Raw genomic sequence first — 25,324 nt, 5'->3', positions numbered from 1 at the left:
ATGACATTCTTTGTTGTTTTACATATTGGTTGTGGCCAGCACTTCTTCCAGCGAGGTGACACCCAGTTTCACCTTCGCCAGGCCGGCTTCGCGCAACGATAGCACGCCATCGCGACGCGCCTGTTCGGCGATCTGCAACGCCGAGCCGTGCGCCAGGATGATCTGTTGCATGGCCTCGGTGATGGGCATTACCTGGTAGATGCCGCAGCGGCCCTTGTAGCCGCTGCCGTTGCAACGCTCGCACCCGACCGGGTGGTAAGGCTGCCAGCTACCGTCGAGATCCTGTTCCCGGAAGCCTGCATCGATCAGCACCTCGGGCGCCAGATCGCCGGGCCGCTTGCAGGTGCACAGGCGGCGCGCCAGCCGCTGCGCCGTGATCATGAGCACGCTCGAGGCGATGTTGAATGGCGCCACGCCCATGTTCATCAGGCGCGTGAGCGTGGTCGGCGCATCGTTGGTGTGCAAGGTGGAGAACACCAGGTGACCGGTCTGCGCGGCCTTGATCGAAATGTCGGCGGTTTCCAGGTCGCGGATTTCGCCGACCATGATGATGTCGGGATCCTGCCGCAGGAACGAGCGCAGCGCGGCGGCGAAGGTCAGGCCCGCCTTGTCGTTCACGTTGACCTGGTTGATGCCGGGCAACTGGATTTCCGCCGGATCCTCCGCCGTGGAAATATTGATGTCGTCCTGGTTGAGGCGGTTCAGGAAGGTGTACAGCGACACCGTCTTGCCGCTGCCGGTGGGGCCGGTTACCAGCACCATGCCGTAGGGACGCTTGATGACTTCCAGCAGCATCGCCTTCTGCGCCGGCTCGTAGCCGAGCTGGTCGATGTCCAGCTTGTCGGAGGACGACTCCAGGATCCGGATCACGATCTTCTCGCCGAACAGGGTCGGCAGCGTGGAGACGCGGAAGTCGATCGCCTTCTCCACGACTTCCTTCGCTTCCTTGCTGTCCTTGTCGGCGTTCTTGTCCTTGGGCAGCGCGATCAGCAGCTTCATGCGGCCGTCCTGCGGCACGCGCTTCTCGGAGATGTCCAGGCGCGACAGCACCTTGATGCGGGTGGCGATCTTGTCGCGGATGTCGAGCGGCGGGCGTGCCACTTCCTGCAGCACCCCGTCGACGCGAAAGCGGATCCRGTAGAAGGTCTCGAATGGCTCGAAGTGCAGGTCGGAGGCGCCGCGGTGGAAGGCTTCGGTCAGCAGCTTATGGAGGAAGCGCACCACCGGCGCGTCGTCGATATCGCCTGCGGTCTTGTTGCGCAGCGCGGCGGCGGAAGCGACCGGGTCGTACTCGATCCTCTTCTGCTCAGCCTGCACCGGCGTGAGCGACTTGAGCGTGCCGCCGCTGTCGTCGCTGGCCGAGCGCACATATTGCATGAGCTTGTCGTGCTCGACCACGACCGCATCCACCGGCAGGTTGTACTTCTGCTTGATGGCGTCGAGTCCGGCCTGGTTGCCCGGGTCGGACAGCGCCAGCAACAGCCGGTTCTCGCGCCGGCCCAGCGGCAGCAGCCGGTGCGCGTGGAACTCGCGGTTGCCCGCCAGCGTCGGCGGCACCTTGTTGAGGTTGTACTGATTCAGATCGATCAGCGGCAGCTGATATTTATCAGCCGCGAAGATCGCCACATCATGTGCAGTCATGGTGCCGCTGGCGATGATCTCGTCGATCAGCTGCGACTTTTTTTCTCGTGCCGACTGTTCAAGCTGGGCGAGCAGGGCCGGCGCGATGCGCCGGCTCTGTGCAAGAGCTAGACCAAGTGTCATGGCAAAAAACTAACGGCCGGCAAGCGACCGAAGGACCCCGAATCGGGGCAGTTTGCCGGCGGGGTCACTTTTTGTAAAGGCGAGGCGGGACCGGCGTTGGCGTTTGCGCGACACGGGCGCAACCCTACTTGCGCGGGGGGAGGGCAGGCTGGCCGGGAAATCGATGGCGCCGAATAAAGGCGCGCCAGACGGGGGCCAGACGAAAAAAAGCCGCACATTGCTGTGCGGCTTTTTCTCTTACGGTCTTGTCGACCGTGAAACTGGTCGGGGTGAGAGGATTCGAACCTCCGGCCTCTACGTCCCGAACGTAGCGCTCTACCAGGCTAAGCTACACCCCGTTTTGTTTTTATCGCCGCGCCAGAAATATTGTTGCTGCGAGAAAGAACAAAAGTTTAGCAGCCTTTTTTCCGCTTGGGAAGGGGTAGCTGCGCATTCCGTGTGTTCCGCGTTCAGGACTGGCGTTGCAGCGAGAACGCGCACAGGTCGATGAGCGTCTGCTTCAGCGGCGATTCGGGGAACAGCCGGGCGGCTTTCTCCGCCGCCTCGGCCTCGCGCTGCGCGGCCTGGAAGGTGACTTCCAGCGCGCCGCAGTCGTGGATCGCCGCGAATACGGCATCGAAGTGCTCGGTGCCGCCCTGCAGGATGGCTTCGCGGGCGAGCGTGCGCTGCTGGGCGGTGCCATGCTCCATCAGATGCAGCAGCGGCAGGGTGGGCTTGCCCTCGCGCAGGTCGTCGCCGGCGTTCTTGCCCATCTGCTCGGCGCTGGCGGTGTAGTCCAGCATGTCGTCGATCAGCTGGAAGGCGGTGCCGATGCGGCGGCCGTATTCGGCGGCGGCTTCCTCGGTGGCGGCGTCGGCGCCGGCCAGCACGGCGCCGAGCTGGGCCGAGGCCTCGAACAACTTGGCCGTCTTGTAGCGGATCACCTGCAGGTAGCGCTCCACGGTGACGTCGGGGTCATGCATGTTCAGCAACTGCAGGACCTCGCCTTCGGCGATCACGTTGGTGGCGTTGGAGAGAATCTCCATGATGCGCATGCTGCCGGCGTCCACCATCATCTGGAAGGCGCGCGAGTAGAGGAAGTCGCCGACCAGCACGCTGGCGGCGTTGCCGAACACCGCATTGGCGGTCTCGCGGCCGCGGCGCAGCTCGGACTCGTCGACGACATCGTCGTGCAGCAGGGTGGCGGTGTGGATGAACTCCACCACCGCGGCCAGGTCGTGGTGACGATGGCCGTCGTAGCCGAAGGCCCGCGCGGACAGCAGCAGGATCACGGGGCGCAGGCGTTTGCCGCCCGCGCTGATGATGTACTCGCCGATCTGTTCGATCAGCGGCACTTCCGAAGCGAGGCGCTGGCGGATAACCGAATCAACGGCGCGCATGTCGGCAGCGACCGGGGCAAGCAAGGCAGTGGCGGAAGACTGGGACAAGATGTTCACCGTTACGCAAAACCCGCCGATTATAAGCGATGCGGGTGTATGTATGTCCCCTGAACGGGGGGTGCCGCCACGTCGCAGGCGGCTTGCTGCCCGCGGGCCAGCGGGTCCGGCGAGCCGCCCCGCGGCCTATAATGCGGGCATGACCGATCGAGATGCCGCTTCGCGCCGCCGGCTGCGGCGCACCGCCTGGTGGGCCGCCTTCGCCGCATTGGCGGGGTTCCTGCTGGCCGACCTGATCTGAGCCGCCACCTCCCGCTCGCCGGCACAATGTGCGCCCGGCGGCGCCGGGCTAGCTATGTGCCTGTTTTCTTTGTACTTTTCCCGGATCTCATATAGAATCACGGGTTTCCTCCGGCCGCTTTGCGTTGTTTGCGGTTGCGCCGGCGGGAGATAACCGGCGCCAATTGGGCTGTCCGGGCTGCCGGCTTCATCCCGCACCACGCGGGGCGAACGGGCGCCAGGGCAAGCTGGCATTGGCTTTCGGCGTTTTATTTCACATCGAGAGGTTCGACAATGTACGCGGTCGTAAAAACCGGCGGCAAGCAATATAAGGTTGCTGCTGGCGAAAAACTTAAAGTAGAACAGATACCGGCAGACATTGGCGCAGAAATCACGCTCGACCAGGTGCTCGCAGTGGGCGCAGGCGACCAAATCAAATTTGGCACGCCGCTGGTTAGCGGGGCTTCCGTCAAGGCTACCGTTATCTCCCAAGGTCGTCACGATAAAGTGAAGATCTTCAAGATGCGCCGTCGCAAGCACTATCAAAAGCGTCAGGGCCATCGTCAAAATTACACCGAGCTGCGCATCGAAGCGATCGTTGCCTGAGCCTTGCTCAGCGATCATCGAAATCAAGCGTAACTAGGTAAAGTAAAAGCGACAGGAGTTAGTCATGGCACAGAAAAAGGGCGGCGGTTCCACACGGAACGGCCGCGATTCCGAATCGAAGCGTCTGGGCGTCAAGGTGTTTGGTGGCCAGGCCATCAACGCCGGCAGCATCATCGTGCGTCAGCGCGGTACCCGCGTGCACCCGGGCGAGAACGTTGGCATTGGCAAGGACCACACCCTCTTTGCCCTGGTCGACGGTCACGTGCAGTTCGCCGTCAAGGGCGCTGCCAAGAAGCAGCAGGTCAGCGTCGTTCCGGCAGCCTGATCACCGCCTTTGCAGCACGAAGGCCCCGCAGTACTTGCGGGGCTTTTTCATTTCTGGCGACAATGACATCGTCGCCATTCGCCGCGCCCGTGTCTCCTGCCATCCCGGCCGGACGCACGTCTTGCGGCCGCTCCACCACGGAAGGTCATCATGAAGTTCATCGACGAAGCCAGAATTGAAGTCATTGCCGGCAATGGCGGCAACGGCAGCGCATCGATGCGGCGCGAGAAGTTCGTGCCTTTCGGCGGCCCGGACGGTGGCGATGGCGGCCGTGGCGGCAGCGTGTTCGCAGTGGCGGACCGCAACATCAACACCCTGATCGATTTCCGCTACGCCAAGAAGCATGTGGCGCGCAACGGCGAGAACGGCCGCGGCGCGGACTGCTACGGCGCGGGCGGCGAGGACGTGACGCTGCGCATGCCGGTCGGCACGCAGATCCTGGACATGGATACCGGCGACCTGATCGCCGACCTGACCGAGCACGGCCAGACCGTCTGCCTGGCCGAGGGCGGCATGGGCGGCTGGGGCAACCTGCACTTCAAGTCCAGCACCAACCGCGCGCCACGCCAGCAGGTGGACGGCAAGCCGGGCGAGCGCCGCATGATCAAGCTCGAACTGAAAGTGCTGGCCGACGTTGGCCTGCTGGGCATGCCCAACGCCGGCAAGTCGACGCTGATCTCGCATATTTCCAACGCGCGCCCGAAGGTGGCCGACTACCCCTTCACCACGCTGCATCCCAACCTGGGCGTGGTGCGGGTCGACCACGAGCAGTCCTTCGTGGTGGCCGACATCCCCGGCCTGATCGAAGGCGCGGCCGAGGGCGCCGGACTGGGCCACCAGTTCCTGCGTCACTTGCAGCGCACCGGGCTGCTGCTGCATATCGTCGACCTGGCGCCGTTCGACGAGAACGTGGATCCGGTGGCGGAAGCGCGCGCCATTGTCAACGAGCTGAAGAAATACGACGAGAGCCTCTACGACAAGCCGCGCTGGCTGGTGCTCAACAAGCTCGACGTGGTGCCCGAGGAAGAGCGCGAAAAGCGCGCGAAGGACTTCGTCAAGCGCTACAAATGGAAGGGCCCGGTGTTCCGCATCTCCGCCCTGACCGGCGAAGGCTGCCGCGAGCTGATCTACGCGATCAAGGACCACCTCGCCGCGATCAAGGCCGAGGAAGCGGCTGCACTCGAGGAACCGGACATCCGTTTCGACGAGCGCCTGCACAATATCGACCAGGGCGGCAACGCGCAGGACTGAGCCAGGCGCGGCCCGCCACTGACAATAACGGCATCACCCAGGAAGTACCCAGGAGACAGGATCCCGCCATGCAATCGGTCATCGCCCAGGCAAAACGTATCGTCGTGAAGGTCGGGTCCAGCCTGGTGACCAACGACGGCAAGGGGCTCGATCACGACGCCATCGCGCGCTGGGCGGCCCAGATCGCCAAGCTGCGCATGGCCGGCAAGGAAGTCGTGCTGGTCAGCTCCGGCGCCATTGCCGAGGGCATGCAGCGCCTGGGCTGGGTGCGGCGCCCCAAGGAAATCCACGAATTGCAGGCCGCCGCCGCGGTGGGCCAGATGGGGCTCGCGCAGGTCTACGAAAGCCAGTTCGGCCGCTACGGCATCCGCACCGCGCAGGTGCTGCTGACCCACGCCGACCTGGCCGACCGCGAGCGCTACCTCAATGCGCGCTCGACCCTGCTGACCCTGCTGTCGCTCGGCGTAGTGCCCATCATCAACGAGAACGACACCGTGGTCACCGACGAAATCAAGTTCGGCGACAACGACACCCTCGGCGCGCTGGTCACCAACCTGATCGAGGGCGATGCGCTGGTGATCCTGACCGACCAGCGCGGCCTGTACACCGCCGACCCGCGCCGCGACCCGCAGGCCGCCTTCGTGGACGAGGCGCTGGCCGGCGCGCCGGAACTCGAGGCCATGGCCGGCGGCGCCGGCACCTCGATCGGGCGCGGCGGCATGCTGACCAAGATCCTGGCCGCCAAGCGCGCCGCCAAGTCGGGCGCGCATACCGTGATCGCCTCGGGGCGCGAAGCCAATGTGCTGGAGCGGCTGGCCGGCGGCGAAGGCATCGGCACCCAGCTGCTGGCGCCGACGGGCCGCCTGAACGCGCGCAAGCAATGGATGGCCGATCACCTGCAGATGCGCGGGCGCGTGGTAATCGACGCCGGCGCGGTCGAAAAGCTCACCAGCGGCGGCAAATCGCTGCTGCCGATCGGCGTGGTGGAGGTGGAAGGTGAATTCGCGCGCGGCGAGGTCATCGCCTGCGTCGACGCGGGCGGGCGCGAAGTGGCGCGCGGCATCACCAACTACTCCAGCGCCGAGGCCCGCCTGATCGCCCGCAAGCCGTCCTCGGAGATCGAGCGCGTGCTGGGCCACCAGAACGAGCACGAACTGATCCATCGGGACAACCTCGTGCTGGTCTGAGGGGGCGGGCGGGGCAAGCAAAAAGGGCTGCACATCGTGCAGCCCTTTTTGCTTCGCACCGGCGCGTGGCCGGCGCGTGTCAGCGCACGTTCAGGCTCTTGCGCGGCGCTTCGCCACGCAGTTGCTTGACGATGTCCTGTGCCTTGCCGGACGCGGAGCGTCCTTCGCAGAAGAAATCGGTGGCCAGCGCGCCGGCGTAGTTGTTGCGCACGCCGTTGACGATGCGGATCCAGCCGTCGCGGTCGTCGCTGCCGTTGCGCACCCATTCCTTGGCACCCTTGGGCAGCGTGGCGAACAGCTTGCGCTCGTACGAATCGCAGCGCAGGCCCTCGAAGCTGGTGGTGCGCACGCCGCTCGGGCCGGTGATGACCACGGTGTAGCGCACGGCGCCGTCCACGCCGACCGAAATCGACTTGGCATCCACCCAGAAGTTGAAGTTGCCGGTCGGGCTGACTTCGAACGGGATCAGGTCGGCGTCCTGCGGCGGCGCCGGCAGCTGGGTCGCGACCTCGTTGAACTGGCGCGGGCCGAACGGATCGAGCAGGCTGAATTCCTTCTTGGGCGTGTAGTCCTCTTGGTCGGCGTCCGGATCCACCTTGGTGTAGGTGGGGGCGCTGCCGCAGCCGGCCAGGCCCAGGGACAACATTGCCGCCAGCAGGCAGGCGGCGGGCAGCCGGGCGCGCAAGCCCCGGCCGGCAGATTCAATCATCGGTACTCCGTTCTGTGGACGCCGGGTCGGCCGGCGATGTTGCGCCCTGTTCGTGGGCGTGGTGGTCCTGGTTGCCGTGCGCCAGGTGGGCGATGCCGTCGGCATGTGCGTCAGGTGTCGCGTAGGCAGATCCCGGGCGCGCCGGCAAATGCCTGCCGTGCGCGCCATGCGTGCCGTAAGGGCTCAGTGGCGCGCGGGTATTGCGCTGCAGGAAGCGGGACAACTCGTTCAGCGCGAGCTGGTACACCTCGCGCTTGAACTCGATGACCGCATCGAGCGGCACCCAGTAGTGGCTCCAGCGCCAGGCATCGAACTCCGGGTGGTCGGTGGCACGCAGGCGGATGTCGCAATCGCGGCCCGCCATGCGCAACAGAAACCAGATTTGCTTCTGTCCCCTGTAATGGCCGCGGATTTCGCGGCGGATGAACTTGTCCGGCACCTCATAACGCAGCCAGTCGCGCGTGCGACCGACAATCCTGACATGCTCGGGCAGCAGACCGACTTCTTCATGTAGCTCGCGGTACATCGCCTGTTCCGGCGTTTCGCCGTATTTGATGCCGCCTTGAGGAAACTGCCACGAATGTTCGCCGATACGCTTGCCCCAGAACACCTCGTTCCGTGCGTTGATGAGGATGATGCCGACGTTCGGGCGAAAGCCTTCACGATCGAGCATGACTGCACCTCGAATCCTTTAGAATTACGTCGATTATAAAGGAAGCGCGTAATGCGGCTTTATGCAACGGGGTGCTGGTTTTCCCCGAGCAAAAAGCGCTGTTTCAGGCGCACGCGCGCAACGGATTCGCGCCATCCTCCGCCCGCGGCTTGCGGCAGCGGACATGGCCTCACGAGAAAGCAACGGATGAAAGCCTCGCAATTCTTCATTTCCACCCTCAAGGAAGCCCCTTCCGACGCGGAAATCGTCTCGCACAAGCTGATGATGCGCGCCGGCATGATCAAGAAGCTCGGCGCCGGCATCTATAACTACATGCCGGTGGGCCTGCGGGTGATCCGCAAGGTGGAAAACATCGTGCGCGAGGAAATGAACCGCGCCGGCGCGGTCGAGCTGTCGATGCCGGTGATCCAGCCGGCCGAGCTGTGGCAGGAAACCGGCCGCTGGGACAAGATGGGGCCCGAGCTGCTGCGCCTGAAGGACCGCAACGAACGCGATTTCGCCGTGCAGCCCACCTCCGAGGAGGTGGTCACCGACATCGCCCGCAGCGAAATCCGCAGCTACAAGCAGCTGCCGGTCAATTTCTACCAGATCCAGACCAAGTTCCGCGACGAGCGCCGGCCGCGCTTCGGCATCATGCGCGGGCGCGAGTTCACCATGAAGGATGCCTATTCCTTCGACCGCGACACGGCCGGGCTCAAGGTGTCCTACGACAAGATGTTCGACGCCTATGTGCGCATCTTCCAGCGCTTCGGCCTGGAGTTCCGCGCCGTGGCGGCGGACAACGGCGCCATCGGCGGCTCCGGCTCGCATGAGTTCCACGTCATCGCCGACACCGGCGAGGATGCCATCGTCTATTGCCCCACCTCGGACTACGCCGCCAACATGGAAGCGGCCGAGGCCCTGCCGCTGCTGGCCCAGCGCGCCGCGCCGGCGCAAGACATGGTGAATACGCCCACCCCGGGCAAGGCCAAGTGCGAGCACGTGGCAGAACTGCTGGGCATCCCGCTGGCGCGCACGATCAAGTCGCTCGTGCTGGCCACCGACGGCGAGGCCGGCGCGCAGATCTGGCTGCTGCTGCTGCGCGGCGACCACGAGCTCAACGAGGTCAAGGCTTCCAAGGTACAAGGCCTGGCCGAGTTCCGCTTCGCCACCGAGGCCGAGATCGTCGAGACCTTCGGCACGCCGCCGGGCTACCTGGGCCCGATCGGCGCCAAGAAGCCCATCAAGGTGGTGGCGGACCGCACCGTTGCCAATATGAGCGACTTCGTCTGCGGCGCCAATGAAAAGGACTATCACCTGACCGGCGTGAACTGGGGCCGCGACCTGCCGGAACCGCTCGTCGCCGACCTGCGCAACGTGGTGGCCGGCGACGCCTCGCCGGACGGCAAGGGCACGCTGGAAATCTGCCGCGGCATCGAGGTGGGCCATGTGTTCATGCTCGGCACGCGCTATTCCGAGTCGATGGGCGCCACCTTCCTGGACGAGAACGGCAAGACCCAGCCGATGCAGATGGGCTGCTATGGCATCGGCGTGACCCGCATCCTGGGTGCGGCCATCGAGCAGAACTTCGACGAGCGCGGCATCATCTGGCCGGCCGCCATCGCCCCGTTCGCGGTGGTGATCTGCCCGGTTGGCTATGACCGTTCCGAGGCCGTGAAGGCCGAAGCCGACCGCATCCACGCCGAACTGCTGGCAGCCGGCGTCGATGTGATCCTGGACGACCGCGGCGAACGCCCCGGCGCCATGTTCGCCGACTGGGAGCTGATCGGCGTGCCGCACCGCGTGGTGGTGGGCGACCGTGGCCTGAAGGAAGGCCGCGTCGAATACCAGGGGCGGCGCGACGCCGAGGCCACGCAACTGCCGCTGGCGGACGTGGTCGGGCACGTGCGCGGCCTGCTGTCCGCCTGAGCCCATGCGCGCCCCGGGCCGCAGCCTTGGCGCTCGCTGCCGTCATCTGCGCCTGGCGCAGGCCGGCGCGGCTTTGCTGCTTGTGCTCAGCGCGGCTGCGCATGCGGGCGCCCAGAAGGAAGAAGACCTGGCCGACTCCGTGCGCGGCGCGCTGGCCGCGGCCATCGCCGACAGCCGCCCGCTGCGCCCGGCTTTCGCCACCGGCGGCGAGCAGCTGGCCTACGTGAAATGGCTGGAGGAGATGTCGCACCGGCTCGCCGCGCGCATCCCCGAGCCGCAGGTGCGCATCGAGCTGATCGAGACCGCCTACTACGAGGCCAAGCGTGCCGGCCTGGAACCTTCGCTGGTGCTCGGGCTGGTGCAGGTCGAGAGCAATTTCCGCAAGTACGCGATCAGCGGGGCAGGCGCGCGCGGGCTGATGCAGGTCATGCCGTTCTGGTCGCGCAGCATCGGCGACGGCGATGCGCGCAAGCTGTTCCACCTGCAGAGCAACCTGCGCTACGGCTGCACCATCCTGCGCCATTACCTGGACCGCGAGCAGGGCGACCTGTTCCTGGCGCTGGGGCGCTATAACGGCAGCCGCGGCCGGCCCGAGTATCCCCATGCGGTGCTGGCGGCGTGGAAGCGCTGGCAGTATTCCGAGGCCACCGTGACCGTGGCCGGCGAAGCCGATCCCGGCACGGCGGCGCGCGCGCGCGCGCTGCCGCCGGAGGCGCCATCGCGTAATCCGTTCTCGCCGCAGCGGCTGGCCAATCCCTCATGAGCACGCCTGGCACGACCGGTGGCGGCAGCGGCGCCGGCAAGCCCGGCTACGCCAGTTCCTCGCCGGACCTCGAGCGCTGGCTGCAGCGCCATATCGCGCAAGGCTTCGGTGCCGAAGCGCTGGTGCAGTCGATGTGCCAGTCGGGCTACGATCCCGCCTTCGCGCGGACCACGGTGGGTGTCGCGCTGGCGGCGACGCGCGGCGTGGCCCGGGGCGAGAGCGCCGGGGGCGAAACGGACACCGGCCAGTCCGCCGGCAAGCCGCAACCTCCTGCCGAGGCCCGCGATCGCGCCGCCAATTTCCCCGCCCGCAACGCCGCGCACCATGCCGGGCGCGACATCCCGATCCTGTTCGCGCTGTCCGCGCCGCGCGTGGTGCTGTTCCAGCAATTGCTGACCGATGCCGATTGCGACGCCCTGGTGGCGCTGGCGCGCGGCCGCCTGGCGCGCTCGCCGGTGATCAACCCCGACACCGGCGACGAGAACCTGATCGATGCGCGCACCAGCATGGGGGCGATGTTCCAGGTGGGCGAGCATCCGCTGATCGAGCGCATCGAGGACTGCATCGCCACCGTGACCGGCATTGCCGCGGAGCGCGGCGAGGGCCTGCAGATCCTCAACTACAAGCCCGGCGGCGAGTACCAGCCACACTACGATTTCTTCAATCCGCAGCGCCCCGGCGAGGCGCGCCAGCTCAGGGTGGGCGGGCAGCGCATCGCCACGCTCGTGATCTATCTCAACAGCCCGCCCGCGGGCGGCGCCACCGGTTTCCCCAAGCTCGGCCTCGAGGTGGCGCCGGTGAAGGGCAACGCGGTCTATTTCAGCTACCGCAAGTCCGACGGCACGCTGGACGAGCGCACCCTGCACGCCGGCCTGCCGGTCGAGGAAGGCGAGAAATGGATCGCCACCAAATGGCTGCGCGAGCGGCCCTACCGGACCGGGTGATGCCCCGGGCGATCTACCGGACGGCGCAAGGGCCGGCGGGCATGCAGCCCGGTCGCTACTGGTCCGACCCGGCCATGCCCTTCGTCGAAAGCCGCTGCGCCAGCGACAGCGGCGCGGCCTACCTGCCGCATACCCATCCCACCCTGTCGATCGGCGCCGTCGACGGCGGCCACAGCATGTTCAGCACACAGGCGGGAGCGGTGCGCCTGTCGCCGGGTGACGTGGTGGTCATCCCGGCCGGGCAGGTACACGCGTGCAACCCGGCGCCGGATGGGTGCTGGAGCTACCAGATGCTGCACATCGACCCGGCATGGGCGGCCGCGGCGCTGGCCGCAGGCGGCGTGGCGCCTGCTTTGCCGGCGGCGCTGGCGCGCGTGCGCGTCACCAGCGCCGCCGACACCTACGCGGGCCTGTGCGCGCTCAACCGCCTGCTGTTCTCGGCGGCGCCGGGCGCCCGCAAGGAAGCCGCGCTGGCCGGGTTTGTCGCGGCGCTGTTCGGCGGCGACGACCGGCGCCAGTCCGTCGGCGCGCCGCCTGCGCCCGGCGAGCGCGGGCGCCTGGCCGGCCTGGTGGCGACCCTGCGCGAGCGCCATGCCGAGCCGCTGCCRCTGGCCGAGATGGCGCGCAGCGCCGGCATGAGCCGCTACCAGTTGATCCGCGCCTTCCGCGCCGAGACCGGCATGACCCCGCACGCTTACCAGCTCGACCTGCGCATCAACCACGCGCGCCTGTTGTTGCAGGCGGGCGGCGCGCCGGCGGACATCGCCCAGATGCTGGGCTTTTCCGACCAGAGCCATTTCCAGCGCGCCTTCAAGCAGCGCGTCGCGCTCACGCCGCGCGGCTTCCAGCGCCGCGCCGGCTGAGCCCGCGCGGGCCACCGCGTGCAATTTTCTCCAATACACCTGCCTGCCGCGCCGCCCACACTGGCTGCCTTTCACGAAAGGACCAGCATGGATTTCCTCGTCGCAGCGGGCTTCGGCCAATTCGCCCTGGTGGCGGGCGCGCACTTCCTCGCGCTGCTCAGCCCGGGGCCCGATTTCTTCCTGGTGGTGCGCAGCTCGCTGGTGCACGGCGTGGCCCGTGCCAGCGCCGTCTGCCTCGGCATCGCGCTGGGCAACGGCCTGTTCATCGCGCTGGCGATGGCCGGGCTGGCGGCCACGCGCGCGAGCCACGGGCTGTTCATGCTGCTGCAGTGGGGCGGCTGCCTGTACCTGGCGTGGCTCGGCTGGCGGCTGCTGCGCTCGGGCGGCGAGACCTCGCTGGCGCAGGCCGGCGGGTCGCCGCCGCCGGGCGACTACGCGGCGCAGTTCGCCACCGGCTTCCTGTCGGCCGCGCTCAACCCGAAGAACGGGCTGTTCTACGCCAGCCTGTTTTCCATGCTGGCCGGCAGCCGCACGCCGATCGTGGCGCAGTTCGGCTACGGCCTGTGGATGTTTGCCGTGGTCTTCGGCTGGGACCTGCTGGTGGCCTGGGGGGTACGGCTGCCGCCGGTGCGCGCGCGCTTCGCGCGTTCGGTGCGCGGCGTGGAGCGGGTGACGGGGCTGGTGCTGTGGGGCATCGCGCTGCTGGTGGCCCTGCATGCCTTGCGGGCTGGGGCCTGAGCCTTCGCAAACGCCGGGCGCAGGTGCTCGTGCCCGTACTGCCAGTTTTCAGGTCAACTGTACCGGTACTGTACTGAGTCATCTGGCTAGACTGGCTTGCATCGTTGTCCCAGATGGAGTCAGTCATGGTCGTGCCCCCGTTCGCCGCCGGATCCGGCGTGTTTGCCGCTTTCGCCTTGTTCGCGCTGGTCTCGTCGATCACGCCCGGTCCCAACAACACCATGGTGCTGGCTTCGGGCGTGAACTTCGGCTTTGCCCGCACCGTGCCGCACATCCTCGGCATCAGCGCCGGTTTCGCGCTGATGGTGGCCGTGGTGGGGCTCGGGCTGGGTTCGCTGTTCGCCGCCTTGCCCTGGACCTGGACCGTGCTGCGCGTGGTGGCAGCCCTCTATCTGGCGTGGCTGGCCTGGAAGCTGGCTACCTCGGGCGGGCTGCAGGAGCGCCAGGTGGCGCGGCCGATGGGCTTCCTGCAGGCCGCGGCGTTCCAGTGGGTCAACCCGAAGGCGTGGGTGATGGCGGTGGGCGCGTGCAGCACTTATGTGCTGGACGGCAATGTGTGGCTCAACGTGCTGTTGCTGGCCGGGATGTTTGCCGTGATCAACCTGCCCAGCGTGGCAATGTGGGCGGTGTTCGGCTCGGCCATGCGGCGCTGGCTGGCGCAGCCGCGTGTGCTGCGCCTGTTCAACGTGGCGATGGCGCTGCTGCTGCTGGCCTCGCTGTGGCCGATCCTCAGCGCAAGGCCCTGATGGCGGGCAGGTTGCGCCAGTAGCCGTGGGCGTCCATGCCGCAGCCGAAGACATAGCGCTCCGGCACGGTGAAGCCGCAGAAATCGGGGTGCATGGGCTTGGCCTTCTGCAGCGCCTTCTCGCACAGCACCGCCGCGTAGACGTTGGTGGCGCCCATGTCCATGATGCGCTGGCGGATCGCCGCCATGGTCTCGCCTTCGTCGAGGATGTCGTCCAGCACCAGCACGGTGCGGCCCTTGACGGACTCGCGCGGCGCCACGCGCCATTGCATCTCGCCGCCCACCGTCTTGTTGTTGTAGCGCGAGAGGTGGATGTAGTCGAACTCCAGCGGGAACGCCAGCTTGGGCAGCAGCATGCCGGTGAAGACCACGGCGCCGCCCATCACCGACAGCACCAGCGGAAAGGTGTCGCCCATCTTTTCCGTGATCTCGGCCGCCATGCGGTCCAGCGACTCATGCACGGCTTGCGCGCTGACGATTTCCTCGGAGTTGGCCCACAGTTCGCGGGCCTGTTCGGCGCTCATCATGATGTCGATCCTGTCTCTGACTGTCTTGTAGGTAGCTACCGGTGGCCGCTCAGCGGTTGAAGAGGCCCTTCATGCCGCCCTTCATGCCGCCCATCGAGCGCATCATCTTCATCATGCCGCCGCCCTTGAGCTTCTTCATCATGCCTTGCATCTGGTCGAACTGGTTGAGCAGGCGGTTGACTTCCTGCACCGGCACGCCGGCGCCGGTGGCGATGCGGCGCTTGCGGCTGGCCTTGATCAGATCCGGCTTGGCGCGCTCGGCGGCGGTCATGCTGTTGATGATGCCCTCCATGCGGCGCACCTGCTTTTCCGCCACGTCCATGTTGGCGCCCTGGGCCTGCTGGGCGAACTGGGCCGGCAGCTTGTCCACCAGGCTGCCCAGGCCGCCCATCTTGCGCATCTGGCCGATCTGGGCCTTGAAGTCTTCCAGGTCGAAGTCGCCGGTCTTCTTGATCTTCTTGGCCAGCTTTTCGGCGGCTTCCATGTCCACGCCGCGCTGGGCTTCCTCGACCAGCGCGAGGATGTCGCCCATGCCCAGGATGCGCTGGGCCATGCGATCGGGGTAGAAGGGCTCGAGCCCGTCGAGCTTTTCGCCGACGCCGACGAACTTGATCGGCCGGCCGGTGATATGGCGCACCGACAGCGCGGCGCCGCCGCGTGCATCGCCGTCCAGCTTGGTGAGCACCACGCCGGTGAGCGGCAGCGCGTCATGGAAGGCGCGCGCGGTGTTGACCGCGTCCTGGCCCAGCATGGCGTCGACCACGAAGAGCGTTTCGGCGGGCTTGAGCTCGGCGTGCAGCGCGGTGATTTCCTGCATCATCACCTCGTCGATGCCGAGGCGCCCGGCGGTGTCGACGATCAGCACGTCATGGTAGTGCTTGCGGGCCCAGTCGACCGCGGCGCGGGCGATGTCCACCGGCTTCTGGTCGGGCTGGGAAGGGAAGAAGTCGGCGCCGACCTGCTCCGAGACGGTCTTGAGCTGGGCGATGGCGGCGGGGCGGTACACGTCGCACGATACCGTCAGGACCTTCTTCTTCTTGTTTTCCTTGAGCCATTTGGCCAGCTTGCCCACGGTGGTGGTCTTGCCCGCACCCTGCAGGCCGGCCATCAGGATGATCGCGGGCGGCTGCACGGCCAGGTTGAGCTCGCCGCTCTTGTCGCCGGCCGAGAGGCTTTCCACGCCGCCGATGACCGCGGTCAGCTCGCGCTGCACCACGCCCACCAGCGCCTGGCCGGGGGTGAGGCTGGAAACCACGTCCTCGCCCAGCGCCTTTTCCTTCACGCGGGCGATGAATTCGCGCACCACCGGCAGGGCGACGTCGGCCTCCAGCATGGCCAGGCGCACTTCGCGCAGCATTTCGGCGGTATTGGCTTCGGTCAGGCGAGCCTCGCCGCGCATGGTCTTGACGACCCGCGCCAGGCGTTGAGTGAGATTGTCCAGCATGGCAGAAGTCCGGGGGATAGGCTTTATCGAGGCTTGAGGCTGGCGTCGGGCCCGGCTCAAGCGGGGCGCCACCGGGGCGGGGCGCTAAGGTAAACTGTGCAAATGGCCATTGTACTGTATGCCTTGACGGCACTTCTCTATTGCGGCCTGGCCTTTCATGGCTGGGCGACGCGCAACCCGCAGCTATCGGCTGCCGGCGCCGCCAGCGGCGCCCTGGGGGGCGCGGCAGCTACCGTGCTGCTGCAAGGCGCAGGCGGGGGGCGCGCCGAGGCGCGCCCGGCCTGGTGGCACGCGCTGATGCTGGCCGCGCTGGCCAGCCACGGGCTGCTGCTGCACGAGACCATCTTCCCGGCCGACCGCATGATGTTCGGCTTTGCCTTCGCGCTCTCGGCCATGCTGTGGCTGGGCGTGGGCATCTACTGGATAGAGAGCTTCTTCTTTTCGCTGGCCGGGCTCGGGCTGATCGTGTTCCCGGTGGCGATGCTGGCCAGCCTGATCCCGCTGGCCTTTCCCGGCGCGCAGATCCTGGGCTACGCGGCGGCGCCGCTGTTCAAGCTGCATTTCGTCATTGCCAACGTGGCCTACGGGCTGTTCACGCTTGCCGCCTTCCACGCCTTCCTGATGCTGCTGGCCGAGCGCCGGCTGCACGGCTTCAACCGCGCACCCCATGGCAGGCAGTCCGGGCAGGGTGGGCAGGGCGAGGATTCGGCGCAATGGATGGGGCGCTGGCTGGACCTGCTGCCGCCGCTGCTGACGCTGGAGAAACTGCTGTTCCGGCTGATCGGCGCCGGCTTCGTGTTGCTGACGCTGACCATCCTGTCGGGCCTGCTGTTCTCCGAGCAACTGTTCGGGCGCGCCTTCCGGCTGGACCACAAGACCGTGTTCGCACTGTTGTCCTGGGTGATGTTCGCCGGCATCCTGGCCGGACGCACCTTCTACGGCTGGCGCGGACGCACGGCCCTGCGCTGGGTGATCGCGTCCTTCGGCATCCTGCTGCTGGCCTACGTGGGCAGCCGCTTCGTCATCGAAGTCATCCTGCACCGACTCTGAACCCGGCATGGCACGCATCCTTCTAGTCCTGGCCGTGCTGCTGGGCTTCTTCTGGTGGTTGCGCCAGCGCGCGGAACGGCGCCAGGCCGGGCAAGACACCGTGCGGCCGCGCCAGCCCGCGGCGCCGCAGGAGGCCATGGTGCAATGCGCGTACTGCGCCGTGCACCTGCCGCGCGGCGAAGCCATCGCCTACCGCGGCCTGCATTATTGCCGGCGTGCCCACCTGCCGGCCGACAGCGACGCGGACAATCCCGCCGCATGAAGAGACCCGCCGCGCTCTCGTCCACGCCCACGTCCTCGCCAGGGCCCGGCCTCAAGGCCTGGCACATCGTCGCCGCCATGTGGCAGCGACCGGAACCGCCGGAATTCCACTGGCGACTGCTGCGCTATTTCTCCTGGACCCGGCTGGCGGTGGCCCTGCTCCTGCTCGGCTACGCCTGGCTGCCGTCCCAGCGCGCCGAGAGCGAGCGGCTGGCCGTGGCGGTGGGCCACGGCCTGGCGTCGCTGCCGCTGGCCGTGCCCTATGCCGTGATGGCGCTTGCCATGGCCGCCGCCGCCCTGTGGTGGCGCCGCGGCTTTCACCTGCGCGTGCATGCGCAGGTGCTGGCCGACCTTGTCCTGCTGGGCCTGATCTTCCTTGCCCAGGGCTATCGCGGCGAGGGCATGGCGATGATCTTCCTGCTGCCGGCGCTGCAGGCGGGCGCGCTCACCAGCCTGCTGTTCGCGCTGTCGGTCGCGGCGGCCTCGGCGCTGGTGGTGATGAGCGCCCCGTTCGCGCAGACCTTGCTGCTGCACCAGGCCGATGCGGGCCTGCTGGGCTCGGGGCTGTACGGCCTGGTGTTCATGATCGCGGCGTCGCTGATGTACCTGCTGGCCAACCGCCAGCTTGCGCAGGAACACCTGGCGCTGGCGCGCGAGCAGGAGCTGCGCCTGCAGCAACTGGTCAACCGGCTGATGGTCAACGACATGCAGGACGGCGTGATGCTGCTGCGCGCCAACGGCGCCGTGGTGGCCGCCAACCCGGCCGCGGTGGTGCTGCTCGGCGTGCAGCCGGCCGAGCGCGGCAAGCCTTCGGCCACGCCCGGCACCGGGCGCGACGCGCTGTTCGACGTGCGCCAGATCCCGCGCCTGCAGCCGCTTATGGAGATGCTGCGCGACTGGGTGCGCAGCAAGGATGATGCGCCACGCATCCTGCAGTTGCTGCCGCTGCCGTCGCGGCCCTCGTCGGCCCGCGGCCCGATCCTGCATACGCGCCTGCGGCTGCGCTTCCTGCTGCCGGGGCTGGCCAGCCTGCGCTCGACCTTCGCTTCGTCGCTGTCGGTCTCGCTGAGCGCGCAGCAGGCCATGAACACGGCCACCTGGAACGAGCTCACGCCTGAGGCGGCGGCGCGGCTGCGCCTGGCCATCGCGCAGAGCGAGGCCATGGCCTGGCGGCCCGAGGACGAAGCGCTGCTGCGCAGCGAGATGCGCGACACCGTGCTGGTCCATATCGAAAGCTGGGAGCGCATCGCCGAGCAGGTACAGCAGGAGAAGCTGGCCGCCATGGGCCGGCTGGTGGCCAGCGTCGCGCACCAGATCCGCAATCCGCTGGCCGCCATCAGCCAGGCCAGCGAGCTGCTTGCCGAGACCAGCCGCGGGCGCCCCGAAGGCGATGTCGACGCGCGCCTGCTGCGCATCATCCATGACAATGTGCAGCGGCTCGACCAGGTGGTGTCGGACGTGCTGCAGATGTCGCGCCGGCCGCGCACCGAACGCACCGCGGTGGACCTGAACCAGGCGCTGCCGGAGATCGTTGGCCGCTGGCGGCTGGAAATGCGCGCCCGCTCGACCAGCCATGACCCGGTCGGCGCGCGCCGCACGCCGCGCCCGGCCGAGATCAACGCCAACGCGGTGCGGGTCACGGTGGACGTGGCACGCCCGGTCATCTTCGATCCTTCGCAACTGCAGCAGGTGCTGGGCAACCTGCTCGACAATGCCTGGCGCTATTGCAGCCGCCTGCCCGGCGCGATCCGCCTGCTGGCCCACGCGCTGGACCAGCACCATGCCGAGCTGATCGTCTGGAATGACGGCGTCGAAGTGTCGCGCGAACACCAGCGCACGCTGTTCGAGCCGTTCTTCACCAGCAACGCGCAGGGCACCGGCCTAGGCCTGTTCATGGCACGCGAGCTGTGCGGCGCCAATGATGCCCAGGTGCGCTACGGCACCATCTCGCTCGACGCGCTGCTGGCGCAGACCGGCATGCTGGCCCCGGCGGCACGCGATACACTGCCGGCCAAGGCCTTTGTCCTGACCCTGCGCATCGATGCGCAGGACCAGGCGGGCGGCTGACTCGCCCCGGATCTGCCGATCCCGTTCCGCCAGACCGCACGACTACCACCAGACCCATGCCCGCCAAGACGCCAGGCTCCGATCCGATTCTCGTCATCGACGACGAGGCTGACCTGCGAGAGCTGCTCGATATCTCCATCCGCCGCATGGGCCACGACGTGGTCCTGGCGGGCTCCCTGGCCGAAGCGCGCGAGCAGCTCGCGGCGCGCCGCTACAGCCTGGTGCTGACCGACATGCGCCTGGGCGATGGCCTGGGCATCGACATCGTGCGCCAGCTGTCGAGCGCGCCAGAACGCGTGCCGGTGGCGGTGATCACCGCCTACGGCAGCGCCGACAACGCGGTGGAGGCACTCAAGGCGGGCGCCTTCGACTACATCGCCAAGCCGGTCTCGCTGGACCAGCTGCGCAGCCTGATCCTCAATGCGCTCGGCCGCCAGCAGCGCGACCACGCAGACGGCGGCGAGGGCGCCGCCGGGGCGGGCACGGCGGACCGCGCCTTCAACCTGCTGCCCGGCCATTCGCCGGCCATGCACGACGTGCGCCGCGCGCTGTCGCGGCTGGCGCGCAGCATGGCGCCGATCGTCATCAGCGGGGAATCCGGCAGCGGCAAGGAGCGCGCCGCGCGCGCCATCCACGCGATCAGCACGCGCGCCGCGCATCCCTTCGTGGCGGTGAACTGCGGCGCCATCCCCGAGACGCTGATGGAGTCGGAATTCTTCGGCCACGTGAAGGGCGCGTTCACCGGCGCCGACGCCGAGCGCGGCGGCTTCTTCCAGGCCGCCAACGGCGGCACGCTGCTGCTCGACGAAGTGGCGGACCTGCCGCTGGCCATGCAGGTCAAGCTGCTGCGCGTGCTGCAGGAGCGGCGCGTGCGCAAGATCGGCGCCAGCCGCGAGGAGAACGTGGATGTGCGCGTGCTGTGCGCCAGCCACAAGGACCTGGCCGCGATGGTCGCGGCCGGCCAGTTCCGCCAGGACCTGTTCTATCGCCTCAATGTGCTGGCGCTGCGCATGCCCACCCTGCGCGAGCGCCGCGAGGACCTGCCGGTACTGGCCGGCGCCATCCTGGAGCACCTGGCGGTGCGCTACGGCGACACCCACCCCAAGCGGCTGGCGGTGGCCGCGCAGCAGCGCCTGGCGGACTATCCCTTCCCGGGCAATGTGCGCGAACTGGAGAACCTGCTCGAGCGCGCGTACGCCTTTGCGGAGGGCGAGTCCATCGAGGTGGACGACCTCGGCGCGCTGGATGCCGGCGCGGCCGACGTCGCGCTGGTCGCGCCGCGCGGATACCAGTACCAGCCCGATCCACGCTACGCCGGACGCCACGATGCACCCGCGGCGCCGGCCGCGCCGGTCGATGCGGCGCCGGCGGGTGCCGTGCGCGAGGCCGCGGGCGAGGCTGGCCGCGTCACCTTCCCGATCGACCTGCCCGGCCGCCTGGAAGCGCTCGAGCGCGACCTGATCCTGCAGGCCTTGCAGCAGACCGGCTTCAACCGCACGGCAGCGGCGCCGCTGCTGGGCCTGAGCTTTCGCCAGCTGCGCTACCGCATCCAGCAGCTCGGCATCCGCGAAGGACGCGACGATGGTGCCGACGCGGGCGAGATGGCGGATGGCGTGGCCGGCGAAGGCCTGCGCGAGACCGCGCGCAGTGCCGTGGACGCCACCAGCGGAGTGCGCGATGCCTGAGCACGACATCGGCGGGCCGGCATCTGCGGCCACGCCCGGCAGCGCCGCCACTGACGCTGCTGCTGCTGCTGCTGCCTTCAGCCCCGACCCGTCGGGCTGGGTCCCGGCCGCGCGCCGCGTGCCGTCGCCCAATTTCGATGCCCGTCCCGCCGGCATGCCGGTGGACCTGGTGGTCATCCACAACATCAGCCTGCCGCCCGGGCAATTCGGCAGCGGCGATATCGAAGCGTTTTTCCAGAACCGGCTCGACCCGTCGCGCCATCCCTTCTTCGCCACTATCCATGAGGTGCGTGTTTCGGCGCATTTCCTGGTGACGCGCACAGGCGAACTGGTGCAGTTCGTGTCGTGCCGGGACCGGGCCTGGCATGCCGGTCAGTCGGCGTTCTTCGGCCGGACCCGCTGCAACGATTTTTCGATCGGCATCGAGATCGAAGGCAGCGACGACCAGCCGTTCACGTTGGCCCAGTACCACACCACCGCGGCGCTGGTGCGTGCGCTGCTCGTCGCCTATCCGGTGCGCGCGCTGGCCGGGCACAGCGATATCGCGCCCGGCCGCAAGACCGATCCGGGCCCGCATTTCGACTGGATTGGCTTCGCGGCCGCCGCCGGCCTGGCTCGGGCCATGTTGCCCTACCGCAAAGACGGGCCCTGAGGCAAGGGCCCGGCACGCGGTCTAGGGGGATCGAGCGATCTCGGGAAAACCCTGATAAAGTCCGGCCCCTATCGAAGCGGTCCGGGCAATCAAAAAAATTTCTTTTCATTGTGCGGTAACACACCGTCAGGCGGGATTCCTTACGTCTCTTGGGCTGGCGGGTTTGGCGCGGTGCCGCATGCCGTGGCCGTCACCGGCTTCGGCTCAAAAAGACGCTTGTCAAGACTGGTCAAGCCGCTTCGTTTCACTATACTTAGTCCAGTTTTTCGTATCGACCACTATATCTAGTGGTGCTTTCGGGGAGCCAGCCTAGGTGTGCAGTTACCGCCGCAGCGCTTTACAGCGTTTCACTGCGGCCCCGCCTAAGGACTGGCGCGTCACAAGAGTCCCAGCAGAATCCAGCAATGCAGCCCGCCCCCGGCCGTTCACGGCCCGGCGAATCTTTTCTGTCTTGCGCGTTTTGCTCGGGGCTCTTTGTCACTCATAAAACACGGGTCAGAACAGGAGTTCCTCATGCAGACAGCCCAGAACGAATTTTCCACCGGCGCCACCGCCGCCGGTGTGGCAGCGAACCCGCAGTCGAGCCCCGCTGCTGCCGGCGCTGGCGACTACCAGGACTACAAGATCATCCGACGCAACGGCGCCGTGGTGGCGTTCGAGCCGAGCAAGATCTCGGTGGCCGTGACCAAGGCCTTCCTGGCGGTCAACGGCGGGCAGGGCGCCGCTTCCGCGCGTGTGCGCGAAGTGGTCGAGCAAGTCACCCAGAATGTGGTGCGCGCGCTGCTGCGCAGCCGCCCCAGCGGCGGCACCTTCCATATCGAAGACGTGCAGGATCACGTGGAACTGGCGCTGATGCGCTCGGGCGAGCATGAGGTGGCCCGTTCCTACGTGCTGTACCGCGAGAAGCGCACCCAGGAACGCGCCCAGGCCAATGCCCAGGCGGTTGCCCGCGTGCAGGAAGGCGGCGTCACGTTCAACGTGACCGACGGCGGCGTGGCCCGCGTGCTGGACGTGAGCTCGCTGCATGCCCTGATCGACAATGCCTGCTCGGGCCTGGGCGACGCCGTCAGCGCCGAGCCGATCCTCAAGGAAACGCTGAAGAACCTGTACGACGGCGTGCCCATGACCCAGGTCTACGACTCGGCCATCCTGGCCGCGCGTACCCTGATCGAGAAGGACCCGGCCTACAGCCAGGTCACCGCGCGTATCCTGCTGCACACCATCCGCAAGGAAATCCTGGGCGCCGAAGTGACCCAGACCGAAATGGTGTCGCGCTACGCCGACTACTTCCCCAAGTTCATCGCGCGCGGCATCGAAGCCGAGCTGCTGGACGAGAAGCTGGCCACCTATGACCTGGCCCGCCTGGGCGCCGCGCTGGACGCCCAGCGCGACTTCCAGTTCAACTACCTCGGCCTGCAGACCCTGTACGACCGCTACTTCCTGCACATCGACGAAGCGCGCATCGAAATGCCGCAGGCTTTCTTCATGCGCGTGGCGATGGGCCTGGCGCTGGGCGAGAAGGACCGCGAAGCGCGCGCCATCGAGTTCTACCAGCTGCTGTCGTCGTTCGACTTCATGTCGTCCACGCCGACCCTGTTCAACTCTGGCACCCGCCGCTCGCAGCTGTCGTCGTGCTACCTGACCACCGTGTCGGACGACCTCGAGGGCATCTACGAAGCGCTCAAGGAAAACGCGCTGCTGTCCAAGTTCGCCGGCGGCCTGGGCAACGACTGGACCAATGTGCGCGCGCTCGGCTCGCACATCAAGGGCACCAACGGCAAGTCGCAAGGCGTGGTCCCGTTCCTGAAGGTCGTCAACGACACCGCGGTCGCGGTCAACCAGGGCGGCAAGCGCAAGGGCGCGGTGTGCGCCTACCTGGAGACGTGGCACCTGGACATCGAGGAATTCCTCGAGCTGCGCAAGAACACCGGCGACGACCGCCGCCGCACCCACGACATGAACACGGCGAACTGGATTCCCGACCTGTTCATGAAGCGCGTGATGGAAGCCGGCGAGTGGACGCTGTTCTCGCCCGCCACCTGCCCGGACCTGCACGACAAGGTCGGCCGCGCCTTCGAAGAAGCCTACCTGGGCTATGAAGCCAAGGCCGCCCGGGGCGAGCTGAAGCTGTTCAAGAAGATCCCCGCCATGCAGCTGTGGCGCAAGATGCTGGGCATGCTGTTCGAGACCGGCCATCCCTGGATCACCTTCAAGGATCCGTGCAACATCCGCAGCCCGCAGCAGCACGTGGGCGTGGTGCACAGCTCCAACCTGTGCACGGAAATCACGCTCAACACCAACGAGAGCGAGATCGCGGTATGCAACCTGGGTTCGGTGAACCTGGTCGCCCACCTGAAGCAACTGGCCGACGGCACCCAGGTGCTCGACCACGCCAAGCTCGAGAAGACCATCCGCACCGCCATGCGCATGCTCGACAACGTGATCGACATCAACTACTACGCGGTCGACAAGGCGAAGAACTCCAACCTGCGCCACCGCCCGGTCGGCATGGGCATCATGGGCTTCCAGGACTGCCTGCACCTGCTGCGCCTGCCGTACGCCAGCGACGCCGCCGTGCAGTTCGCCGACACCTCGATGGAAGCGGTGTGCTACTACGCCTACCGCGCCTCCAGCGAGCTGGCCGAGGAACGCGGCCGCTATAGCACGTACGAAGGCTCGCTGTGGGATCGCGGCATCCTGCCGCAGGACTCGCTCAAGCTGCTGGCCGAGGAACGCGGCGGCTACCTGGAAGTGGATCATTCCTCGACCATGGACTGGGACAGCCTGCGCGCGCGCATCAAGCAGCACGGCATGCGCAACTCGAACTGCATCGCGATCGCGCCCACGGCAACGATCTCGAACATCATCGGCGTGTCGGCCTGCATCGAACCGACCTTCCAGAACCTGTACGTCAAGTCCAACCTGTCGGGCGAGTTCACGGTGGTCAACGACTACCTGGTGCGCGACCTGAAGGCACGCGGCCTGTGGGACGAAGTGATGGTCGCCGACCTGAAGTATTTCGACGGCAAGCTGGCCCGCATCGACCGCATCCCGCAAGACCTGCGCGACATCTACGCCACCGCCTTCGAAGTCGAGCCGAGCTGGCTGGTGGAAGCCGCCAGCCGCCGCCAGAAGTGGATCGACCAGGCCCAGTCGCTGAACATCTACATGGCCGGCGCCTCGGGCAAGAAGCTGGACGACACCTACAAGCTGGCCTGGCTGCGCGGCCTGAAGACCACGTACTACCTGCGCACCATGGCAGCCACCCACGTGGAGAAATCCACCGTGTCGCGCGGCTCGCTCAACGCCGTGTCGTCGGGTAGCGACAGCGGTATCAGCGCCGCCGGCATCGACCAGGCCGCCGCCGCCGCCCCGGCCATGCCGGAAGCCGAAGGCGCGGTCTGCACGATGCGCCCGGGCGACGCCGGTTTCGACGAGTGCGAAGCCTGCCAATAAGCTGAAAGCCGCCCCCGTTAGCCCAGAGTGGGCCGCGGGTGCGGCCCACTG

The 25,324-nt window shown here is 67.5% G+C and carries 22 protein-coding genes and 1 tRNA gene; 16 read left to right on the top strand and 7 right to left on the bottom strand.

Annotation, left to right across the window (positions count from 1 at the left end; genetic code table 11):
- Positions 1-18: 18 nt before the first annotated feature.
- The 3 genes from pilB to ispB form a co-directional block, all read right to left on the bottom strand.
- On the bottom strand, positions 19-1,764 hold the full coding sequence (gene pilB, locus AB4Z48_RS22020; RefSeq protein WP_441617837.1) for a type IV-A pilus assembly ATPase PilB: 1,746 nt from the start codon (positions 1,762-1,764) through the stop codon (positions 19-21).
- A gap of 261 nt (positions 1,765-2,025) precedes the next feature.
- Positions 2,026-2,102 (bottom strand) — tRNA-Pro (locus AB4Z48_RS22015).
- Positions 2,103-2,213: 111 nt separating this feature from the next.
- On the bottom strand, positions 2,214-3,143 hold the full coding sequence (gene ispB, locus AB4Z48_RS22010) for an octaprenyl diphosphate synthase (RefSeq protein WP_441617925.1): 930 nt from the start codon (positions 3,141-3,143) through the stop codon (positions 2,214-2,216).
- Positions 3,144-3,713: 570 nt separating this feature from the next.
- Here ispB and rplU point away from each other — a divergent pair.
- The 4 genes from rplU to proB all read left to right on the top strand — a co-directional run bounded on the left by rplU (position 3,714) and on the right by proB (position 6,788).
- Positions 3,714-4,025 (top strand): 50S ribosomal protein L21, encoded by a 312-nt coding sequence (rplU, locus tag AB4Z48_RS22005; protein ID WP_006576525.1) that lies wholly within the window; start codon positions 3,714-3,716, stop codon positions 4,023-4,025.
- A gap of 64 nt (positions 4,026-4,089) precedes the next feature.
- Positions 4,090-4,350, top strand: a complete 261-nt coding sequence (gene rpmA / locus AB4Z48_RS22000; protein ID WP_441617834.1) for a 50S ribosomal protein L27 — start codon at positions 4,090-4,092, stop codon at positions 4,348-4,350.
- Between the two features lie 150 nt (positions 4,351-4,500).
- Positions 4,501-5,601 carry a GTPase ObgE gene (gene obgE, locus AB4Z48_RS21995; protein ID WP_441617832.1) on the top strand — a complete coding sequence of 367 codons (1,101 nt, stop codon included), beginning with the start codon at positions 4,501-4,503 and terminating at the stop codon, positions 5,599-5,601.
- A gap of 68 nt (positions 5,602-5,669) precedes the next feature.
- Positions 5,670-6,788: a glutamate 5-kinase gene (gene proB, locus AB4Z48_RS21990; RefSeq protein WP_441617830.1), complete on the top strand. Its 1,119-nt coding sequence runs from the start codon at positions 5,670-5,672 to the stop codon at positions 6,786-6,788.
- A gap of 79 nt (positions 6,789-6,867) precedes the next feature.
- Here the strand turns inward: proB and AB4Z48_RS21985 are convergent, their stop codons facing one another.
- Both AB4Z48_RS21985 and AB4Z48_RS21980 read right to left on the bottom strand, forming a co-directional pair.
- Complete coding sequence (locus AB4Z48_RS21985) at positions 6,868-7,497, bottom strand: CNP1-like family protein (RefSeq protein WP_441617828.1); 630 nt, start codon at positions 7,495-7,497, stop codon at positions 6,868-6,870.
- Entirely contained in the window at positions 7,490-8,170 is a 681-nt protein-coding gene (locus AB4Z48_RS21980; RefSeq protein ID WP_441617826.1) for an RNA pyrophosphohydrolase, read from the bottom strand. Before AB4Z48_RS21980 ends, AB4Z48_RS21985 begins: the two co-directional genes overlap by 8 nt.
- Before the next feature lie 186 nt (positions 8,171-8,356).
- Here AB4Z48_RS21980 and AB4Z48_RS21975 point away from each other — a divergent pair, with 186 nt between their 5' ends.
- The 6 genes from AB4Z48_RS21975 to AB4Z48_RS21950 all read left to right on the top strand — a co-directional run bounded on the left by AB4Z48_RS21975 (position 8,357) and on the right by AB4Z48_RS21950 (position 14,132).
- Positions 8,357-10,078 (top strand): proline--tRNA ligase, encoded by a 1,722-nt coding sequence (locus AB4Z48_RS21975; protein WP_441617824.1) that lies wholly within the window; start codon positions 8,357-8,359, stop codon positions 10,076-10,078.
- Between the two features lie 4 nt (positions 10,079-10,082).
- A complete protein-coding gene (locus AB4Z48_RS21970; RefSeq protein WP_441617822.1) occupies positions 10,083-10,841 on the top strand; it encodes a lytic transglycosylase domain-containing protein in 759 nt (252 codons plus the stop codon).
- On the top strand, positions 10,838-11,785 hold the full coding sequence (locus AB4Z48_RS21965; protein ID WP_441617820.1) for a 2OG-Fe(II) oxygenase: 948 nt from the start codon (positions 10,838-10,840) through the stop codon (positions 11,783-11,785). The genes AB4Z48_RS21970 and AB4Z48_RS21965 overlap by 4 nt, the downstream gene beginning before the upstream one ends.
- The gene (locus tag AB4Z48_RS21960; RefSeq protein ID WP_441617818.1) at positions 11,785-12,648 is read left to right on the top strand and encodes an AraC family transcriptional regulator; all 864 of its coding nucleotides are present in this window, start codon (positions 11,785-11,787) and stop codon (positions 12,646-12,648) included. The genes AB4Z48_RS21965 and AB4Z48_RS21960 overlap by 1 nt, the downstream gene beginning before the upstream one ends.
- An 87-nt stretch (positions 12,649-12,735) precedes the next feature.
- Positions 12,736-13,386, top strand: coding sequence for a LysE family translocator (locus AB4Z48_RS21955; RefSeq protein ID WP_441617816.1), 651 nt, complete (start codon positions 12,736-12,738; stop codon positions 13,384-13,386).
- A 125-nt stretch (positions 13,387-13,511) separates the two neighbouring features.
- Positions 13,512-14,132: a LysE family translocator gene (locus AB4Z48_RS21950; protein ID WP_441617814.1), complete on the top strand. Its 621-nt coding sequence runs from the start codon at positions 13,512-13,514 to the stop codon at positions 14,130-14,132.
- On the opposite strand, the gene AB4Z48_RS21945 is transcribed toward AB4Z48_RS21950, so the two are convergent.
- Together AB4Z48_RS21945 and ffh are read right to left on the bottom strand one after the other, a co-directional pair.
- Entirely contained in the window at positions 14,116-14,658 is a 543-nt protein-coding gene (locus AB4Z48_RS21945; protein ID WP_441617812.1) for a hypoxanthine-guanine phosphoribosyltransferase, read from the bottom strand. The genes AB4Z48_RS21950 and AB4Z48_RS21945 overlap by 17 nt on opposite strands.
- Before the next feature lie 49 nt (positions 14,659-14,707).
- Positions 14,708-16,102, bottom strand: coding sequence for a signal recognition particle protein (ffh, locus tag AB4Z48_RS21940; RefSeq protein ID WP_441617810.1), 1,395 nt, complete (start codon positions 16,100-16,102; stop codon positions 14,708-14,710).
- A gap of 102 nt (positions 16,103-16,204) precedes the next feature.
- Here ffh and AB4Z48_RS21935 point away from each other — a divergent pair, with 102 nt between their 5' ends.
- The 6 genes from AB4Z48_RS21935 to AB4Z48_RS21910 all read left to right on the top strand — a co-directional run bounded on the left by AB4Z48_RS21935 (position 16,205) and on the right by AB4Z48_RS21910 (position 25,273).
- Positions 16,205-17,152 (top strand): cytochrome C assembly family protein, encoded by a 948-nt coding sequence (locus AB4Z48_RS21935; protein WP_441617808.1) that lies wholly within the window; start codon positions 16,205-16,207, stop codon positions 17,150-17,152.
- Between the two features lie 7 nt (positions 17,153-17,159).
- Positions 17,160-17,414 carry a PP0621 family protein gene (locus AB4Z48_RS21930; RefSeq protein WP_441617806.1) on the top strand — a complete coding sequence of 85 codons (255 nt, stop codon included), beginning with the start codon at positions 17,160-17,162 and terminating at the stop codon, positions 17,412-17,414.
- Complete coding sequence (locus AB4Z48_RS21925) at positions 17,411-19,480, top strand: sensor histidine kinase (RefSeq protein WP_441617804.1); 2,070 nt, start codon at positions 17,411-17,413, stop codon at positions 19,478-19,480. The genes AB4Z48_RS21930 and AB4Z48_RS21925 overlap by 4 nt, the downstream gene beginning before the upstream one ends.
- Before the next feature lie 56 nt (positions 19,481-19,536).
- Complete coding sequence (locus AB4Z48_RS21920) at positions 19,537-21,165, top strand: sigma-54-dependent transcriptional regulator (protein WP_441617802.1); 1,629 nt, start codon at positions 19,537-19,539, stop codon at positions 21,163-21,165.
- Positions 21,158-21,817, top strand: a complete 660-nt coding sequence (ampD, locus tag AB4Z48_RS21915; protein ID WP_441617800.1) for a 1,6-anhydro-N-acetylmuramyl-L-alanine amidase AmpD — start codon at positions 21,158-21,160, stop codon at positions 21,815-21,817. Before AB4Z48_RS21920 ends, ampD begins: the two co-directional genes overlap by 8 nt.
- A 513-nt stretch (positions 21,818-22,330) precedes the next feature.
- Positions 22,331-25,273 carry a ribonucleoside-diphosphate reductase subunit alpha gene (locus AB4Z48_RS21910; RefSeq protein ID WP_441617798.1) on the top strand — a complete coding sequence of 981 codons (2,943 nt, stop codon included), beginning with the start codon at positions 22,331-22,333 and terminating at the stop codon, positions 25,271-25,273.
- The last annotated feature ends 51 nt before the right edge of the window (positions 25,274-25,324 follow it).

Origin of the sequence: Cupriavidus sp. 2TAF22, from assembly GCF_052115045.1 — a bacterium.
Taxonomy (GTDB): domain Bacteria; phylum Pseudomonadota; class Gammaproteobacteria; order Burkholderiales; family Burkholderiaceae; genus Cupriavidus.
This window is presented reverse-complemented; position numbering and strand designations above follow the sequence as displayed.